General features: G+C 68.8%; 15 protein-coding genes. 6 read left to right on the top strand and 9 right to left on the bottom strand.

All coding sequences use genetic code 11. The features are described 5' to 3' along the window. Positions 1-101: 101 nt before the first annotated feature. The 7 genes from EV668_RS16470 to EV668_RS16440 all read right to left on the bottom strand — a co-directional run bounded on the left by EV668_RS16470 (position 102) and on the right by EV668_RS16440 (position 6560). A complete protein-coding gene (locus tag EV668_RS16470) occupies positions 102-1034 on the bottom strand; it encodes a pirin family protein (RefSeq protein ID WP_133771893.1) in 933 nt (310 codons plus the stop codon). An 85-nt stretch (positions 1035-1119) separates the two neighbouring features. Then, positions 1120-2046, bottom strand: coding sequence for a 4-hydroxybenzoate octaprenyltransferase (gene ubiA, locus EV668_RS16465; protein WP_133771891.1), 927 nt, complete (start codon positions 2044-2046; stop codon positions 1120-1122). 2 nt (positions 2047-2048) lie between these two features. Next, the gene (locus tag EV668_RS16460; RefSeq protein WP_133771889.1) at positions 2049-3065 is read right to left on the bottom strand and encodes a peptidoglycan -binding protein; all 1017 of its coding nucleotides are present in this window, start codon (positions 3063-3065) and stop codon (positions 2049-2051) included. Next, positions 3065-4069 carry a MotA/TolQ/ExbB proton channel family protein gene (locus EV668_RS16455; protein WP_133772115.1) on the bottom strand — a complete coding sequence of 335 codons (1005 nt, stop codon included), beginning with the start codon at positions 4067-4069 and terminating at the stop codon, positions 3065-3067. The genes EV668_RS16460 and EV668_RS16455 overlap by 1 nt, the downstream gene beginning before the upstream one ends. Before the next feature lie 70 nt (positions 4070-4139). Continuing rightward, positions 4140-4952, bottom strand: a complete 813-nt coding sequence (locus tag EV668_RS16450) for an inositol monophosphatase family protein (RefSeq protein WP_133771887.1) — start codon at positions 4950-4952, stop codon at positions 4140-4142. A 116-nt stretch (positions 4953-5068) separates the two neighbouring features. Further along, on the bottom strand, positions 5069-6028 hold the full coding sequence (locus tag EV668_RS16445; protein WP_245513234.1) for an alpha/beta hydrolase: 960 nt from the start codon (positions 6026-6028) through the stop codon (positions 5069-5071). 103 nt (positions 6029-6131) lie between these two features. Beyond that, entirely contained in the window at positions 6132-6560 is a 429-nt protein-coding gene (locus EV668_RS16440) for an OsmC family protein (protein WP_133771885.1), read from the bottom strand. A gap of 137 nt (positions 6561-6697) precedes the next feature. Between EV668_RS16440 and EV668_RS16435 the strand changes: the two genes are divergently transcribed. From EV668_RS16435 to EV668_RS16420, 4 genes are all read left to right on the top strand, one after another. After that, entirely contained in the window at positions 6698-8056 is a 1359-nt protein-coding gene (locus EV668_RS16435; RefSeq protein ID WP_133771883.1) for a TAXI family TRAP transporter solute-binding subunit, read from the top strand. Between the two features lie 109 nt (positions 8057-8165). Further along, entirely contained in the window at positions 8166-8915 is a 750-nt protein-coding gene (map, locus tag EV668_RS16430; RefSeq protein ID WP_133771881.1) for a type I methionyl aminopeptidase, read from the top strand. A gap of 184 nt (positions 8916-9099) precedes the next feature. Further along, positions 9100-9330, top strand: coding sequence for a hypothetical protein (locus EV668_RS16425; protein WP_133771879.1), 231 nt, complete (start codon positions 9100-9102; stop codon positions 9328-9330). Positions 9331-9366: 36 nt separating this feature from the next. Continuing rightward, positions 9367-10713, top strand: coding sequence for an LLM class flavin-dependent oxidoreductase (locus EV668_RS16420; RefSeq protein WP_133771877.1), 1347 nt, complete (start codon positions 9367-9369; stop codon positions 10711-10713). A 27-nt stretch (positions 10714-10740) separates the two neighbouring features. On the opposite strand, the gene EV668_RS16415 is transcribed toward EV668_RS16420, so the two are convergent. Further along, complete coding sequence (locus EV668_RS16415) at positions 10741-12396, bottom strand: AMP-binding protein (RefSeq protein ID WP_133771875.1); 1656 nt, start codon at positions 12394-12396, stop codon at positions 10741-10743. A gap of 251 nt (positions 12397-12647) precedes the next feature. On the opposite strand from EV668_RS16415, the gene EV668_RS16410 reads away from it, so the two are divergent. Together EV668_RS16410 and EV668_RS16405 are read left to right on the top strand one after the other, a co-directional pair. Continuing rightward, positions 12648-13760, top strand: coding sequence for an MBL fold metallo-hydrolase (locus tag EV668_RS16410; RefSeq protein ID WP_133771873.1), 1113 nt, complete (start codon positions 12648-12650; stop codon positions 13758-13760). Then, a complete protein-coding gene (locus EV668_RS16405; protein WP_133771871.1) occupies positions 13757-14371 on the top strand; it encodes an SCO family protein in 615 nt (204 codons plus the stop codon). Before EV668_RS16410 ends, EV668_RS16405 begins: the two co-directional genes overlap by 4 nt. A 45-nt stretch (positions 14372-14416) precedes the next feature. Here EV668_RS16405 and EV668_RS16400 read toward each other — a convergent pair whose 3' ends face one another. After that, positions 14417-16216 (bottom strand): ABC transporter ATP-binding protein, encoded by a 1800-nt coding sequence (locus EV668_RS16400; protein WP_133771869.1) that lies wholly within the window; start codon positions 16214-16216, stop codon positions 14417-14419. Positions 16217-16319: the final 103 nt, after the last annotated feature.

Raw genomic sequence — 16319 nt, 5'->3', positions numbered from 1 at the left:
CGCAAACGCCGGTCCTGCGCAAACGCCGGTCCTGCGCAAACGCCGGTCCTGGCGAAGGCCGGTCCTGCGCGAACGCGGCGTCACGGGACCGGGACGGCGCCTCAGGGCAGCGGGATGAACTCGGCCCGGTCGTCGGGCGGCAGATCGAACTGGCCGCGTCCCCAGCGCGCCGCGCGCCACTCCTCCTTGGCCGCCTCGATCTTCTCGCGGGAGGACGAGACGAAATTCCACCAGACGTGGCGCGGGCCGTTCAGCGTCGCCCCTCCGAGCATCATCAGCCGAGCGCCCTGGGGCCCCGCGCCGATCGTGATCCGGTCGCCGGGCCGGAACACCATCATGCGTCCCGCCTCGAAGGCCTGGCCGGACACCGTGACCTCCCCCTCCACGATGTAGAGGCCGCGATCCTCGTGGTCGTCCGGAAGCGGCAGGCGCGAGCCGGGCGCCATGGCGACATCGGCATAGAAGGTCTCGGAAAAGATGCTGGCGGGCGCCCGCTCGCCATAGGCGGTGCCGAGGATCAGGCGCAGCCTCACGCCCTCCGCCTCGATCTGCGGCAGCGTGTCCTTGCCATGATGCTCGAAGCTCGGCGCGCTGTCCTCGCGATCCTCGGGCAGCGCGACCCAGGTCTGGATGCCGAAGAGGCTGTTCGGGCCCCGCCGCGCCTCCTCGCTCGTGCGCTCGGAATGGGTGACGCCTTTCCCGGCGACCATCCAGTTCACGGCGCCGGGCAGGATCACCTGATCGGTGCCGAGGCTGTCGCGATGATGGAAATCGCCGCGGTAGAGATAGGTGACGGTGGCGAGCCCGATATGCGGGTGGGGACGCACGTCGATCCCCTGCCCCGTGAGGAACTCGGCCGGGCCGGCCTGGTCGAAGAAGATGAAAGGCCCGACCATCTGCCGCTTCGGCGCCGGCAAGGCCCGTCGGACCTCGAACCCGCCGAGATCGCGGGAGCGCGGAATGATCAGCGTCTCGATCGAATCGATCCCGACCTCGTCGGGGCAGCCGGGCTGAAGGGCCGGGTTCCAGCTCATGCCATCCTCCTCATGTGAAGGAGGACAGATGGAGGTCGACGCTGCGGCCAGCAAGGCGTCCGCCGAGAGCCGCGAAGCCCTCCCCTCAGCGCATCACGGCGTCGAGGAGCAGGCCCGCGAAGAGCAGAGCCCCCGCGTCGCGGTTCGAGCGGAAGAGCCTCAGGCAAACCGCCGGCTGCTCGGGCTCGAGACGGCGGACCTGCCAGGCGAGATGGGCGGTGAAGGCGGCAAGGCCCGCGAAGCTCGGCCAGGAGCCGCCCGCCCCCCAGATGGCGAGGCCGATCAGGAGGACCGTGAGGATGTACAGGCCCGCGATGATCGCGCGCGAATGGCGGCCGAAGGTGCGCGAGGTCGATTTGATCCCGATCACGGCATCGTCGCGCTGATCCTGGTGGCCGTAGATGGTGTCGTAGCCGATCACCCAGGCGATCGTGCCGAGATACAGCACGAGCGCGGGCCAGGGCAGCGCGCCGAACTGCGCGGCGAAGCCCATCAGGGCGCCCCAGGCGAAGCAGAGCCCCAGCACGGCCTGCGGGTACCCCATCACACGCTTCATCAGCGGGTAGACCGCGACGGGGGCGAGCGACAGGATGCCGAGCAGGATCGCGAAGCGGTTGAACTGCAGCAGCACCACGAGGCCGATCAGCGACTGCGCGACGGCAAAGGCGAAGGCCTGCTTCGCCGTAACAAGCCCCGCCGGGATCGGCCTGTTGCGGGTCCGCTCGACGCGGCCGTCGATGTCCCGGTCCAAGAAGTCGTTCCAGGTCGAGCCCGCTCCGCGCATCACGAAGGAGCCGACGAAGAACAGGGCGACATGCCAGGGCAGAGCCGCCGTCGAGCCGGCCATGGTCGCTGCGAGCGCGGCCGACCATTGGCATGGCCACATCAGCAGCCAGGAGCCGATGGGCCGATCGTAGCGGGCGAGCCGAAGCCACGGCTTCCAGGATGCCGGCGCGAAACGGTCGACGAGATTGGTCGGCGGCGCGTCGGCGACGCGTTGGGCGGCGTCCATGGTCAGCGTTCGGTCAGCTTCAGCTCGATGCGGCGGTTGCGGGCATAGGCCTCGTCGGTCGTGGCGAGGTCGATCGGCTGGAACTCGCCGAAGCCGGCCGCGGCGAGGCGCTGGGCCGGGATGCCCTTCTCCATCAGATACTGCACAACCGCGATGGCGCGAGCCGCCGAGAGCGCCCAGTTCGACGGGAAGGCGCCTGCGCCCGAGACCGGCCGGATGTCGGTATGGCCGTCGACGCGCAGGATCCAGGGGATGTCCGGCGGGATGTCTCTGGCCACCGCCAGGATGACGGCCGCGATGCGGTCGAGTTCGCCCGAGGCCTCGGGCTTCAGTTCCGCCCTGCCTGCCGCGAACAGAACCTCCGATTGCAGCACGAAACGATCGCCGACGATGCGGATGTCGTTCCGGTTGCCGAGGATCTGGCGCAGCCGGCCGAAGAAGTCGGACCGGTAGCGCGCGAGTTCCTGCACCCGCTGCGCCAGCGCGACGTTGAGGCGCGAGCCGAGATCGGCGATCCGGGCCTGGGATTCGCGATCGCGGGATTCGGAGGCTGCGAGCGCATCCTCGAGGGCGGCCAGCTGCCGCCGCATGGCCGCGATCTGCTGGTTGAGGAGATCGATCGTGCTCTGGGCGCGGGCGGTGACGGCGCGCTCCTTGGCGAGTTCCGCATCGGCGGCGCCGGCGCGGCCCTCCGAAGCGGCCTTCCGGTCGATCTCCGCCTGGAGGCGACCTCGCTCCGCCGCATCGGCGCGGATCGTGGTGCGGAGGCTCTCCACGTTCTCGGTGAGGTCGCGCGATTTCGAGCGTTCGAGCGCGAGGAGATCGGTGAGCTCGGCGAGCTGGCGGTTCAGCCTCTCGAGAACGCTGTCGCGGCCGGTGATCTCCCGCGCCAGGAAGAACTGGCCGAGCATGAAGATCGACAGGAGGAAGATGATGGAGAGGACGAGCGTCGAGAGGGCGTCGACGAAGCCCGGCCAGTAATTGAGCGGCGTGCGGCGCGCGGCCCGCAGCCCGGCCATTACTCGGCCTCCTCCCGATCGAGTCGGGCGAGGAGCGCGCGCAATTCCCTGTCCCGCGTCGCCTGGGCCTCGAGCATGGTGCGCACCGTCTGCTGCTCGCTGCGCAATTGCTGGACGAGCGCCTGGATGCCGTCGGCGAGATTGGCGATGGCGAGGTTCGGATCGCGTCCGAGCATGGACGTCGCCTGCCCCGCCGCGGCCTGCGGCTGGGCCTCGATCCGCCCGATCGCCTCCCCGAGCCGGTCGAGGGCCGCGGCGATATCGCCGGAGCCGGCCGCCGGTGCATCGGGCGTCGCGGAGACGGCGAGCCAATCCTCGAGCTCGGTGTAGAAGCGGTTCTGGGCCTGGCCCGCCTGGAGGTCGAGAAAGCCGAGGACGAGCGAGCCGGCGAGGCCGAACAGCGAGGCGGAGAAGGAGATGCCCATGCCCGCGAGAGGAGCCGACAGGGCCGTCTTCAACTCGTCGAACAGCTGCGAGGCCTCGCCGCCCGTCCGCAGCGACGCGATGATGCGCCCGACCGAGTTCACCGTCTCGATCAGGCCCCAGAAGGTGCCGAGCAGGCCGAGGAAGACGAGCAGACCCGCGAGATAGCGGACGAGTTCGCGGTTCTCGTCGAGCCGGGCGGAGATGGAATCCAGCAGCGAGCGCGTCGTGCCGACCGACAGCGTCGCCCGGCTATCGGCCTCGCCGATCAGCGCGGCGGCCGGAGCCAGGAGGACGGGGGGACGGGCGAGCCGGTTCGGATGGGCGCCGCTGACATAGTTGACCCAGCGGATCTCGCGGAAAAGCCGGACCACCTGCCGGATCGCGAGGACGATGCCGATCCCGAGGACGCCGAGGATCACGGCGTTCAGCCCCGGATTGCCCCAGAAGGCGGTCAGGAGCGGGCGGTGCAGGATCAGCGCGAGGAACCCGCACAGGACCAGGAAGACGGCCATGCGGATCAGGTGGATGCGCGGCGACGACAGGGGCCGCACGATCGGAGGAGGCGGGGCGGTGCGCATCTCGGTCGTCACTCTGGCCGGGCCTCCGTGCAGGTTCAAGGGCGGTCTGGCGCCGTGATGCGCGTCATCGTCAGGCGGCCGGGGTCGCGGGCCGCGCGGCCTTCTTCAGAAGGCCGATGAGGGAGCCGTGGATCGCCTCGTTGCCGACGCAGACCGAGCCGGTCCCGAGCGGGTCCGATCCGCCGTCGCAATCGCTGACATAGCCCCCGGCCTCGCGCACGATGGCAAGGCCTGCGGCGATGTCCCAGCTGTTGAGGTTGCGCTCCCAGTACCCGTCGGCGCGCCCGGCCGCGACATAGGCCATGTCGAGGGCTGCGGAGCCCATCCGGCGCAGACCCGCCGAGACCGACATGACCGACGTCAGTTCGGAGAGGAAGGTCCGGTGCGCCGGCCGGCCGAGATGCGGCAGGCCGCAATAGATCACGGCCTCGGCCATCTCGTTCCGCGCGGCGACGCGGATGCGGCGGTTGTTGAGGAAGGCGCCCTTGCCGCGCTCGGCGATGAACATCTCGTCCTTGATCGGATCGAAGATGACGCCGGCGACCGGGACGCCCTCGCGCTCGAGCCCGACCGAGATGCAGAAATGCGGGATGCCGTGGAGGAAGTTCGTCGTACCGTCGAGCGGATCGATATGCCAGCGATGGGACTTGTCGGTCCCCTCGACGATCCCGCCCTCCTCCATCACGAGGCCGTAGCCCGGCCGGGCCTTCTCCAGCGCCCCGCGCAGGATCTCCTCGGCGCGGTGGTCGGCCGCGGAGACGAAGTTCGCCGGTCCCTTGCGGGAGACCTGGAGGTTCTCGACCTCCCCGAAATCGCGCCGGAGCGAGCGGGCGGCCTTCGTGACCGCCTCGGTCATGACGCTGATGAGGGGGGAGCGGATCATCGGACAGTATCAGCCATGCAGCGCCGGAGAGGACGGCGGAACGGCTCGGTGCCATCCCGCCGGGATCGGGTCAATCGTCCCCGTCGTGAGGCTGCCCATCGCTCTCGGCGTCCCTGTCATCGGACGAAGCGCTCGATCGCGGGGACGAGCGGCGACGAGAGCGGCCGGTCGGGATCGCGGTAGGTCGCGAGATTGGTTGCCCGCTCGGAGGGCGCGTCCTTCAGGACGTGGTTCATGGTCTCGACGATCTCGAGGCGGGACGACGGACGCGCCGCGTGGAGACGCCGCGCATCCTCCACGCTGACCTGAAGGTCGCTCGTCCCCTGGACGATCAGGATGGGACAATCCGTCCTGGCGAGTTCGCGTGCCGGATCGAGGGGCAGCCAGGACATCAGATAATTCTGCACGCTTGAGCGATAGAGCGGAGCGAGTTCGGCCGGAACATCCGTGACCGCCTCCCCGCGCATGAGGGATCGGACGATCTCGCGCGACCGCTCCTGGAGCCGCTCGGGCGCCCCCGCGGCCTTGAGCTGACGTTCGATCACCGCGGAAGCGGGCTCTCCCGCTCCGGCGAGCAGCACGAGGCCGGCCGGCCTGATCCTCTGCGCCACGAGCGTTGCGACGAGCGCCCCCTCGCTGTGACCGAGCAGCACGAGCCGCTCCACCCGGCCCTCGCGCTTGAGGACGGCCGACCAGGCGGCGGCATCGTCGACGAACGTGCCGAACCTCAGATCCTCCTCTCGGCCGCCCGCCGCCGCGCTCGACCCGACGCCCCGTTTGTCGACCCGGAGGGAGACGATCCCCCGCTCGGCCAAGGCGTGGGCGAGGAACTTGAGGCTGTTGTTCATGAGCCCCGGGAGGTTGCCGTCGCGATCGACCGGTCCGGACCCGGCGAGGATCAGGACGCCCGACCCGCGCGCCTCGACGTCCGGCAGGGTGAGCACGCCGTGAAGGCCGCCCGATGCCACGCCCCGTTCGGTCCAGGCTGCGGCGCATGCCGACGACACTGTCAGGGCCATGGTCAGGGCCATGGCCAGAACCATGGCCAGGGCAGTCCCCGGAAGCGTTCTCGCCATGCTCGATCTCGTCGCCCGGAACAGCTTGCCGTCTGACGGAGGGGACCGCCGGAGGGGCGAGGCCGCTCCGGCGAGTGTGTGCCGGATGGCACCGCGACCGCGATCAGCCCTTCAGCGTCGCATCGAGCGTGATCTCGGCATTGAGCAGCTTCGAGATCGGGCAGCCTTCCTTGGCGCCCTTGGCGATCTCGTCGAACGCCGCCTGGTCGACCCCCGGCACGTCGGCGACCAGCGTGAGGGCCGATTTCGAAACCTTGAAGCCGCCGCCGTCGGGATCGAGCGATACGGCCGCATCGACCTCGAGCGAATTCGGCGTCAGCCCGGCCTTCTGCAGCGCGAAGGCGAGCGCCATCGCGAAACAACCCGCATGGGCGGCCGCGACGAGTTCCTCGGGATTTGTGCCCTTCTCGTTCTCGAAGCGGGTCTTGAACGAGTAGGCGGTGTTGTCGAGCACCCCCGATTCGCTCGTGAGACGGCCATCGCCGTCCTTGCCCGTCCCCTTCCAGATTGCCTTTGCCTTCTTGACCGCCATCGTGGACCTCCCGTCCGTGGTTGCGCCGCAATTGCGCTGCAACAACGCAGAGGAAGCCAGATGTGTCCGCCGCCGTCGAGAGCACGGGCACAAATCGGCCTCCGCTCCGTTGAGAGCGAGCGTCGAGGATTCCATCGTTGCGCGAAGCCGGGTTCAGAAGCGACGGTCTCCTCCTTGTCGCGGCGCTCGTCCTGGGGGCGATGGGGCTCGGCTACGTCTATTTCACGTCGCCGACCGAACTGACGGTGGCCGTCGGACCGGCTGGATCGGCGGAGGAGCGCCTGATCCTCGCCTTCGGCCAGCAGCTGAAGGCGCAGAAGATCCCGATCCGCCTCAGGCTCGAGCCGGTCGCGGGGGTGAAGGAAGCGGCCGAACGTCTCGATGCCGGGAAGGCCGATCTCGCCGTGGTCCGGCCGGACGTCAGGGTGCCGGAGAACGGCCTCACCCTCGCGATCCTGCGCGACGCGGCGACGATCCTGATCGCGCCGAAGGAGGCCAAGATCGAGGACGTCACCGGCCTCGTCGGCAAGAGGCTCGGCATCGTCACGGGCCACGAGGCCGATCCGGCTCTCGTCGCGACCCTGCTGCGCCATTTCGACCTTGAGCCCCCCGCGGTGAGCTTCGTCGAATTGCCGCGCCAGGACGCCGCCCAGGCGCTGAAGGAGCACAGGGTCGATGCCATCGCCCTGATCGCCGCGCCCACCGGAGCGGCCGCCTCGGGCCTCGTGCGGGAGGTCGCACACGCCTTCGGCGGAGAGATCGCGATCCTCCCGGTCGAGAACCCGGATGGGATCACCCAGCGTTCGCCCTTCCTGTCGGCAACGACCATCCCGGAGGGGATCTGGGGCGGTCGCCCGAAACAGCCTGCGGACGAGATCAAGACGATCGGCGTCGCCTATCGGCTGATGGCGCATTCGGACACCGACCGCTCGCTGGTCTCGACCCTCGTCGAGGCGCTGTTCCAGATGCGCTCGCGTCTCGCCGTCAAGACGCGTCTCGCGAACTTCATGCGGCCCCCCGAAATGGACACGGCGAGCTCCGCGACGAGCGCCATGCTGCCGAACCATCCCGGCGCCGTGGATTACTTCCAGCGCGAGACCCAGAGCGTGATGGATCGCTACGGCGACTGGATCTATCTCGGCGCCTTCTTCGGCTCGGGCGCGATCTCGGCGCTCGCCTGGTCGGTGCAGCGCTTCCGCCGCCGTCGGCGCGAGGTCATCGACGACGTGCTGGACCGGCTGCTCGACATCCTTGCCGATGCGCGCAAGGCCGAGACGACGGAGACGCTGGACCTCCTGACCAACGAGGTCGATGACCTCTTCCGCACGGCTGTCGAACACGCGCGCGACGGTCAGGCGGACAACCGCACGACGAGCGCCATCGTCCTCGCCTTGGACGGGGCGCGATCGGCGATCGACGAGCGGCGGCGGAAGATCATGGCTCTGGGCGCCGAGCCGCCCCGATCGGACGGCTCGCCCCTCGCGACCGTCTGCTGAGGCGCGCCGCGCGCCCCGGTCACGCAGCTCCGACAGTTCGGCTCGGGTTCGATCGGCCGCTCAGGCTCGTGTAAGCAGGCCTGCGGCAGCCTCGATCAAGGAAGACGGCATGACGGTGTCGAGCGACGAAGAACTTGCGGCCCTGAAGGAGATCGGGCGCATCGTCGCCAATGCGCTCGAGGCGATGGGCAAGGCGATCGAGCCGGGCATGACGACGCGCGAACTCGATGAGATCGGACGCAAGGTGATGGACGCGGCCGGAGCCCGCTCGGCCCCGGAAATGATCTATTCCTTTCCCGGAGCGACCTGCATCAGCGTGAACGAGGAAATCGCGCACGGCATTCCGGGGGACCGCCGGATCGGGGCCGGCGATCTCGTCAACATCGACGTCTCCGCCGAGAAGGACGGCTTTTTCGGCGACACCGGCGCCTCCTTCGCCGTGCCGCCCGTGACGCGCAAGGTCGAGCGGCTGTGCCGCGACGGGCGCCGGGCGATGTGGGCGGGCTTGCGCGAGGTCGGGGCCGGCAAGCCGATCGCCGGGATCGGCCGGGCCGTCGGCGCCTTCGCGCGGAAGAACGGGTACACGCTGGTCCGCAACCTCGCCAGCCACGGCGTCGGCCGGTCGCTGCACGAGGACCCGACCGAGATCGCCACCTGGCCCGACGCCTCCGAGCGCCGGATCATGGAAGACGGGCTCGTCTTCACCGTCGAGCCGTTTCTCTCCCTCGGAGCGGAATTCGCCGAGGACGGTGACGATCCCTGGACCCTCTACAGCGAGCCACGCGCCCTCACGGTGCAGTACGAGCACACCGTCGTCGCGACGCGCAACGGCCCGCTGATCCTCACCATGCCCGGATAGGCCAGGCCGCGACCGGCGACCGTCGACCGGGGCGCGGAGCACGGTCGTCTCTCTTGCTCGCCGCGAAGGAAACCACCTTCCCGATCGCGGCTGAAATAAGCGATTTTATCCCGGAGCTTCGCGCCTAATCTCGGTCCGTCGATGGGATCGATCCGAGGGCCGGATCGCCTCGACCGGAGGCCGGATGTTCGGTGTGAGCCACGATGCGGCCGGGATGTGCCGGGGCGGGACGAGGGACGGCTGGCGCCGCCGCTCCCTCGCCGCGCTCGATCTCGTCCAGACGATCCGCGCCCCGATCTGCCACGGCCAGACCGAGGCCGGCGGATCCGGCACGCTGCCGTCGCGGGGTTCGCGCGACGCCGCCGAGCGGCGGATCGCCGACGCGGTTCACGTTGCGTCCTCCTACGTCATCTGAGAGGCAGAAGCAGGTTCTTCAGAGCGCGTGGACGTGATGAGCGGGCGAAAGCAGTTGAAACTCGGCGCTTTCATGCGGCCGGCGAGCATCCATACGGGCGCATGGCGCTATCCGGGCGCCTATCCGGATGCGAATTTCAACTTCGGGCATCTGAAGCGCTTCGCGCAGCGCCTCGAAGCCGCGAAGTTCGACGCCTTCTTCATGGCCGACCATCTGGCGCTCCTGAACATGCCGGTCGAGGCGCTGAAGCGCAGCCACACGGCGACCTCGTTCGAGCCGTTCACGCTGCTGTCGGCGCTGGCGGCCGTCACCGATCGCATCGGCCTCGTCGCGACGGCCTCGACGACCTTCGATGCGCCCTTCCACATCGCGCGCCGCTTCGCCTCGCTGGACCACATCTCGGGGGGACGGGCCGGCTGGAATATCGTCACGACGTCCAATCCCGACGCGGCGCTCAATTTCGGCCTCGACGACCACATGGACCACGGCGAGCGCTATGCGCGTGCCCGCGAGTTCTACGACGTCGTGACCGGGCTCTGGGACAGCTGGGCAGACGACGCCTTCGTCCGGGACCAGGACAGCGGCCTCTATTTCGACCCCGCCCGCCTTCATGTCCTCGGCCACAAGGGCGCGCATCTGTCGGTGCGGGGCCCGCTTCACATCGCCCGGCCGGTCCAAGGCTGGCCGGTGATCGTGCAGGCCGGCGCCTCGGAGGCGGGCCGGCAGCTCGCCGCCGAGACCGCGGAAGTCGTTTTCGCCGCGCACGGCCATCTCGAGGGCGGGCGGGCCTTTTACGCCGACGTCAAGGGCCGGATGGATGCGCTCGGCAGGTCCCGGGACGATCTCAAGATCCTGCCCGGCGCCTTCGTCGTCGTGGGCGAGACCGTCGAAGAGGCCAGGGCCAAGCGCGCCCATCTCGACAGCCTCGTTCATGAGGAGAGCGCGATCGCGTCCCTGTCGATCGCGCTCGGGCACGACGCATCGGGCTTCGACCCGGATGGGCCTCTGCCCGACATCCCGGAGACGAATGCGAGCAAGAGCGGGCGCGAGCGGGCGATCGCGCTCGCGCGCCGGGAGAACCTCACCGTGCGCCAGCTCGCGCAAAGGCTCGGCGGCTATGCCGGGCTCGCCTTCGTCGGGACGCCCGCGACCATCGCCGACGAGATGGAGGAATGGCTCGAGACGGAGGGCTCCGACGGCTTCAACGTCATGTTCCCCTACCTGCCCGGCGGCCTCGACGATTTCGTCGACAAGGTCGTGCCGGAATTGCAGCGGCGGGGCCTGTTCCGGCGCGAATACGAGGGCACGACGCTGCGCGACAGCCTCGGCCTGAAGCGCCCGGCCAATCGCTTCTTCCCCGAGCCCGCCGCGCCGCAGGCCTGAGCCCGCGGCGATCCCCGTGCTCCGCTCCTACGAGGCGAGTTCCGCCGCGCGGGCGCGCAGCTCGGTCTTCATGATCTTGCCCGTCGAGGTCTTCGGCAAGGCGCCGAAGATGACCGTCTTCGGCGCCTTGAAATGGGCGAGGCCGGCGCGGCAGAAGGCGATGATCTCCTCGCCCGAGGGCGGCTCGACCCCCGGCTTCAGCGTGACGAAGGCGCAGGGCGTCTCGCCCCATTTCTCGTCGGGCCGCGCGACGACCGCCGCCTCCATGACGGCGGGGTGGCGGAACAGGACCTCCTCCACCTCGAGCGAGGAGATGTTCTCCCCGCCCGAGATGATGATGTCCTTCGAGCGGTCCTTGATCTCGACGTAGCGATCCGGGTGGAGGACGGCGAGGTCGCCCGTCCGCAGCCAGCCGCCGCGCAGGGTGGCCTCGGTGGCGGCCTCGTTCTTGAGGTAGCCCTTCATCACCGTGTTGCCGCGCAGCACGAGTTCGCCGAGCGTCGCCCCGTCGGCCGGCACCTCCCGGTCCGTGTCCGGATCGATCACCGACTGGTCGCTGACCGTGAGGTTGCGGACGCCCTGGCGCGCGGTGAGGACGGAGCGCTCGTCGAGCGGCAGGTCGCTCCAGCCTTCCTGCGGCGCGCAGGCCGTCGAGGGGCCGTAGCATTCCGTCATGCCGTAGAGATGGACGAGGTCGAAGCCGAGTTCCTCCATGCCGGCGATCACGGCCGAAGGCGGCGCGGCGCCCCCCGTCGCGACACGGACGCGGCCGTGGGTGAAGCGGCGCTGCACCTCGCGCGGCGCGTGGATCAGCATCGTCAGGACGACCGGCGCCGCACAGAGATGCGTCACCTTCTCCTCGTCGATCAGCCGGAAGATCTCGGCCGGATCGATCGCCGGCAGGCAGATGTGACGCGCCCCGACCGACGTCACGGCCCAGGGATAGGTCCAGCCGTTGCAGTGGAACATCGGCAGGGTCCACAGATAGACCGAATCCGGCTGCAGGTTGAACGTGATCACGTTGCCGAGCGCGTTCAGATAGGCGCCCCGGTGGTGGTAGAGGACGCCCTTCGGATCGCCGGTGGTGCCGGAGGTGTAGTTCAGCGCGATGCTGGTCCATTCCTCGGGCGGCGGCGACCAGACGGGTCCCGGGCTCGATCGCAGCAGATCCTCGTAGGCGAGCGCGCCGGCGGGCGGAGCCTCATCCGCCCCCTCGACGACCAGGATCGGCGGCCTGCGCGTCGCCGCGAGGGCGTCCAGGGCGACCGGCAGCAGGCTGTGATGCACGATCAGGACCCGCGCCTCGCCATGATCGAGCATGAAGGCCATGGACGGCGCGTCGAGCCGCGTGTTGAGCGCGTTGAGGACGGCACCGGCGGCGGGGACGCCGAAATGCGCCTCGAGCATCACCGGGACATTGGGGGCGAGCACGGCGACCGTCTCGCCAGGCACGACTCCGAGGCTCCGCAGAGCTCCCGCGAGGGAAGCGGCACGCCGGTGGAAGTCGCGATAGGTCAGGCGCCGGTCGCCGAGGACGACCGCGATCTTGTCCGGATAGACCTCGGCGGAGCGGCGGAGGAAATCGAGGGGGGTGAGGGCGACGTGGTTCGCCGCCCTGGGATCAAGGAACGAGGCCGAGACTGCCGAAGCAGCGCCATCACTGGTTTGGGAGAAGGAAGTCATCGTGCGTGCTTAGACCGAAATCCTTGCCGGGTTGAAACCGGCCGCAGAAAAACCACTGACGCGATGCTGCCGCATCTCACAGGGGATACGAGCAGATCAAGTCCCGGCTCGTGGGCGGCGGCGCCTCGCATCACTTGATCCCCATAACCTGGTACCGACGAGCGCCATCTTCTTTGACAGATCCGAAATAGAGAACAACTTTCGCCCCTACCTGTACTAGAATCATCGATGGTTCAACGGGGCATCGATCCATGGGTTATACGACCGACCGGCGCAGTTTCATCAAGGGCGCAGCGGCACTCATGAGTTCGGCGGCCGGCTTCTCGTGTATCGAGGTGGCCAATGCGGCGACGATCGAGGTCCCGACGGTCGACCGGCTCGCGATGCGCGTGCTCATCGATTCCGCGCATGACCAGTTCCTCAAGCCCGTGACCGTGCAGGGCGTGCGGCACATCCCGCCCGGATCGGGCCGCGGCGCCGATTACAGGCAGGTGCTTCACAATCAGTGGGGCCTGTCGCTCTTCCTCGAAAGCCAGAGGGCCGACGAGGCACGCACCATCATGCTCGATTTCGGCTACAGCCCCGATGCCCTGCTCAACAATATCGGCATCCTCAAGGTCGACCCGACCAAGGCGGACGCGCTGATCGTCAGCCACGGCCATCACGACCATTACGGCGGGCTGAACGGCTTCCTCGACAAGTACCGCTCGTCCCTGCCGCAGGACATCAAGCTGTTCGCCGGCGGAGAGGACAATTTCTGCCATCGCGTATCGCCGGCCGGCCAGGGCCAGTTCACGGATTTCGGCCAGCTTGACCGCCGCGATCTCGCCGCCCAGAAGGTCACGACGGTGCTCTGCGAGACTCCGACCGTGATCGCCGGTCACGCCTTCACGACCGGCCAGATCAAGCGGAGCTCCGTCGAGCGCATCCTACCCAACACCTTTGTCGATCGCGGCACGCTCGAGACGACCGGCTGCAACGCGGACCACTACACGCCCGCCGAGCTGCTGGGGAAGCGCGTGCCGGACGACCACGTCCACGAACATGCGACCTGCTTCAACGTCAAGGATCGCGGCCTCGTCGTCATCTCGTCCTGCGGCCATGTCGGGATCGTCAATTCCGTCCTGCAGGCCCAGGCGGTCTCGGGGGTCAAGAAGGTCCACGCCATCGTCGGCGGCTTCCACCTCGGCCCCGCATCCCCCGATTATCTCAAGGAGATCGTCGCGGAGGTGAAGAAGCTCGAACCGGACGTCGTCATTCCGATGCATTGCAGCGGCCTGAACTTCGCGCTCGAGGCCAAGGCGCAGATGCCCGACAACGTTCTGATCACCACGACCGGCAGCCGGCTCGTCTTCGGCGCATGACGAAGGCCGCCCGCATCGCGCTGGCTGTCCTCTGTGCCCTGAACGCGGCCGTTCGTCCGGCCGAGGCCGACGGGCCCGAGCGCTCGGCCGCCGAGCTCATGGACGTCCTGATGTGGAACCGCGAGCCGGTCGGGGGACCGTTCTCGCTCCTGGGTCACGACGGCCGCCGGCACGCCCCGGAGGAGTTCCGCGGCAAGCTGATGCTGGTCTATTTCGGCTTCTCGTATTGCCCCGACATCTGCCCGACCGACCTGCAGGAGATGAGCAGGGCGATCGAGTTGCTGGGTCCGGCCGGGGGCGATATCCAGCCGCTCTTCATCACGGTCGATCCCGAGCGCGATACGGCGGAACACCTGAAGACCTACGTCTCGCTGTTCCACCCCCGGCTCCTCGGACTCACGGGGAGCCTCGACGAGATCAGACGGGTCGCACGGCTCTACAAGGCGTCGTTCCAGAAGGCGGACACGCCGGACGGCTACACCGTCGACCACAGCGCCTATGTCTATCTCATGGGGCGGGACGGGGCGTATCTGGGCTTCTTTCCGCCCAACACGCCCGCCGAGCGGATGCTGACGATGATCCGCCCCCATCTCGGGCCGCCCGGCCGCTGAGGCTCAGGTCCGGGCTTTCGGCGGACAGGCGCGCCGCCGGCCGCGCTATTCCGCGGCGACCGGGTGCAGCGCCGTGTGGGGCGAGCCCGTCATCCGGGCCACGCGCTCGTGACCGCCCTCGGCCAGGGTATCGCTGACCACCTTGCCGCCATTGATCGTGATGATGCGATCGAAGTTGGCGAGCGTCGGCAGACGGTGGGCGATGGCGAGCACGGTGCGGCCACGCATCAGGTTCGCCAGCGCCGCGCGCACCTCGGCCTCCGAGTGGGTATCAAGGGCAGAGGTGGCCTCGTCGAGGAGCAGGATCGGCGCGTTCTTCAGGAGCGCCCGGGCGATCGCGATGCGCTGCCGCTGGCCGCCGGAGAGCTTGACGCCCCGGTCGCCGACGATCGTCTCCATGCCCTCGGGCATCTCGGCGATGAAGTCCGTGCACTGGGCCGCCTCCATCGCCTCGCGAACCTCCTCGTCGGTCGCATCGGGCCGGCCGTAGCGGATGTTCTCCTTGAGCGTGCGGTGGAACAGCGAGATGTCCTGCGGCACGACGGTGATGGCGCGGCGCAGGCTTTCCTGCGTGACCTTCCGGATGTCCTGACCGTCGATGAGGATGCGCCCGCTATCGATGTCGTAGAAGCGCTGCAGCAGCGAGAACATGGTCGACTTGCCGGCGCCCGAAGGCCCGATGATGCCGACCCACTGACCCTCGCCGATTTCGAGGTTGAAGTCCTTGAACATGCCCTTCACGCCCGCATAGGCGAAGGACACGTCCTCGAACTTGATGCTGGCGCCGTGAGGGGCGAGTTCGCTCGCGGCCGGATGGTTGCTGAGGCGATGCGGCACCAGCAGCGTCTGCAGCGCCTCCGAGAAGCGCGCCGTATGCTGCGTGACGTCCACCAGGGCGACGGCGAGGTCGCGCGTGGCGCTGAGGATCGAGAGGCCGAGCGTGCAGACGAGCACCACCTCGCCGGCCGTCGCCTGCCCGGCCTGCCACAGCTTCACCGCCCAGATCAGGAGCGCGATCGTCGCGCCGATCGTGACCACGGCGTGGATCAGGCGCAGGCGCTCGAGATAGAAGAGCGAGCGGCGCCGCGCCGTCATCTCGCGGCCGAGGGTGTCGTCGAAGCGCGCCCGCTCCCGCGTGATGCCGCCGAAGGACTTCACGAGCGACATGTTGCCGACGACGTCGACGATCTCGCCGTCCACGGACGCGGCCTTGTCGGCATAATCGTGATGGAGCGGCCGGCCGGCGGCCGCGATCTTGAACATCGCCACGATCACGACCGCGAAGACGGCGATCAGCACCGCGGACATCGTCATGCTGACCGTCCCGATCAGCAGGATCGAGGCGAACGCGGCGACGCAAGGCGGCAGCACGTTCCAGATGAACATGGTCTCGATCGTGAAGAAGGCGTTCGAGGTGGCCGTCACGCGGCTCGCGATCGTGCCCGGGGGACGATCGGCGAAATAGGCCGGCGCGTGGCCCGTCAGATGCCGGAACAGATCCTTGCGCAGGTCGCCGGTGACGGCGACGAAGGTGATGCTGGCCAGGAAGCCCGCCGCCCGCCAGGTGAGGTTGTCGGCCGCGATCAGGCCGCAGAGCAGCGTCAGCGCGAACCAGACATCGCCCTTGCCCGGCCCCTGCGTCAGCGCGTCGACGAGCGACTTCACGCCGTATTGCGTCGAGACCGAGAACACGACCGCGAGGACGATGAGCCCGAGGATGACCCCGTGCCCGACCGGCCGGCGCTTGATGTAGCGGAAGAGGAACGACCAGGGCCGGTTGGCATACCAGCACATGTCCTCGTGACCGGTCGCCTCGGTCGAGGGGTGCGAAGGCGGCAGCGCCATAGGCTCATCCGAAGCGTGGCTGTCGATCGCGGGAGTCAACCCAGACCCACGGTCTTTGTTGCGGTGCGCGATCGCGCGCAGGGATTGGATATTGTCCATACCG

The sequence above is a fragment of the Enterovirga rhinocerotis genome (assembly GCF_004363955.1).
Classification (GTDB): domain Bacteria; phylum Pseudomonadota; class Alphaproteobacteria; order Rhizobiales; family Beijerinckiaceae; genus Enterovirga; species Enterovirga rhinocerotis.
This window is presented reverse-complemented; position numbering and strand designations above follow the sequence as displayed.

What these genes read in the sequence shown, in the direction of transcription:
- EV668_RS16455 (WP_133772115.1), bottom strand. Translation starts at nt 4,069, where the DNA reads ATGCGCACCGCCCCGCCTCCTCCGATCGTGCGGCCCCTGTCGTCGCCG.
- EV668_RS16440 (WP_133771885.1), bottom strand. Translation starts at nt 6,560, where the DNA reads ATGGCGGTCAAGAAGGCAAAGGCAATCTGGAAGGGGACGGGCAAGGAC.
- map (WP_133771881.1), top strand. Translation starts at nt 8,166, where the DNA reads ATGACGGTGTCGAGCGACGAAGAACTTGCGGCCCTGAAGGAGATCGGG.
- EV668_RS16445 (WP_245513234.1), bottom strand. Translation starts at nt 6,028, where the DNA reads ATGGCGAGAACGCTTCCGGGGACTGCCCTGGCCATGGTTCTGGCCATG.
- EV668_RS16425 (WP_133771879.1), top strand. Translation starts at nt 9,100, where the DNA reads ATGTTCGGTGTGAGCCACGATGCGGCCGGGATGTGCCGGGGCGGGACG.
- EV668_RS16400 (WP_133771869.1), bottom strand. Translation starts at nt 16,216, where the DNA reads ATGGCGCTGCCGCCTTCGCACCCCTCGACCGAGGCGACCGGTCACGAG.
- EV668_RS16415 (WP_133771875.1), bottom strand. Translation starts at nt 12,396, where the DNA reads ATGACTTCCTTCTCCCAAACCAGTGATGGCGCTGCTTCGGCAGTCTCG.
- EV668_RS16460 (WP_133771889.1), bottom strand. Translation starts at nt 3,065, where the DNA reads ATGGCCGGGCTGCGGGCCGCGCGCCGCACGCCGCTCAATTACTGGCCG.
- EV668_RS16450 (WP_133771887.1), bottom strand. Translation starts at nt 4,952, where the DNA reads ATGATCCGCTCCCCCCTCATCAGCGTCATGACCGAGGCGGTCACGAAG.
- EV668_RS16405 (WP_133771871.1), top strand. Translation starts at nt 13,757, where the DNA reads ATGACGAAGGCCGCCCGCATCGCGCTGGCTGTCCTCTGTGCCCTGAAC.
- EV668_RS16420 (WP_133771877.1), top strand. Translation starts at nt 9,367, where the DNA reads ATGAGCGGGCGAAAGCAGTTGAAACTCGGCGCTTTCATGCGGCCGGCG.
- EV668_RS16470 (WP_133771893.1), bottom strand. Translation starts at nt 1,034, where the DNA reads ATGAGCTGGAACCCGGCCCTTCAGCCCGGCTGCCCCGACGAGGTCGGG.
- ubiA (WP_133771891.1), bottom strand. Translation starts at nt 2,046, where the DNA reads ATGGACGCCGCCCAACGCGTCGCCGACGCGCCGCCGACCAATCTCGTC.
- EV668_RS16410 (WP_133771873.1), top strand. Translation starts at nt 12,648, where the DNA reads ATGGGTTATACGACCGACCGGCGCAGTTTCATCAAGGGCGCAGCGGCA.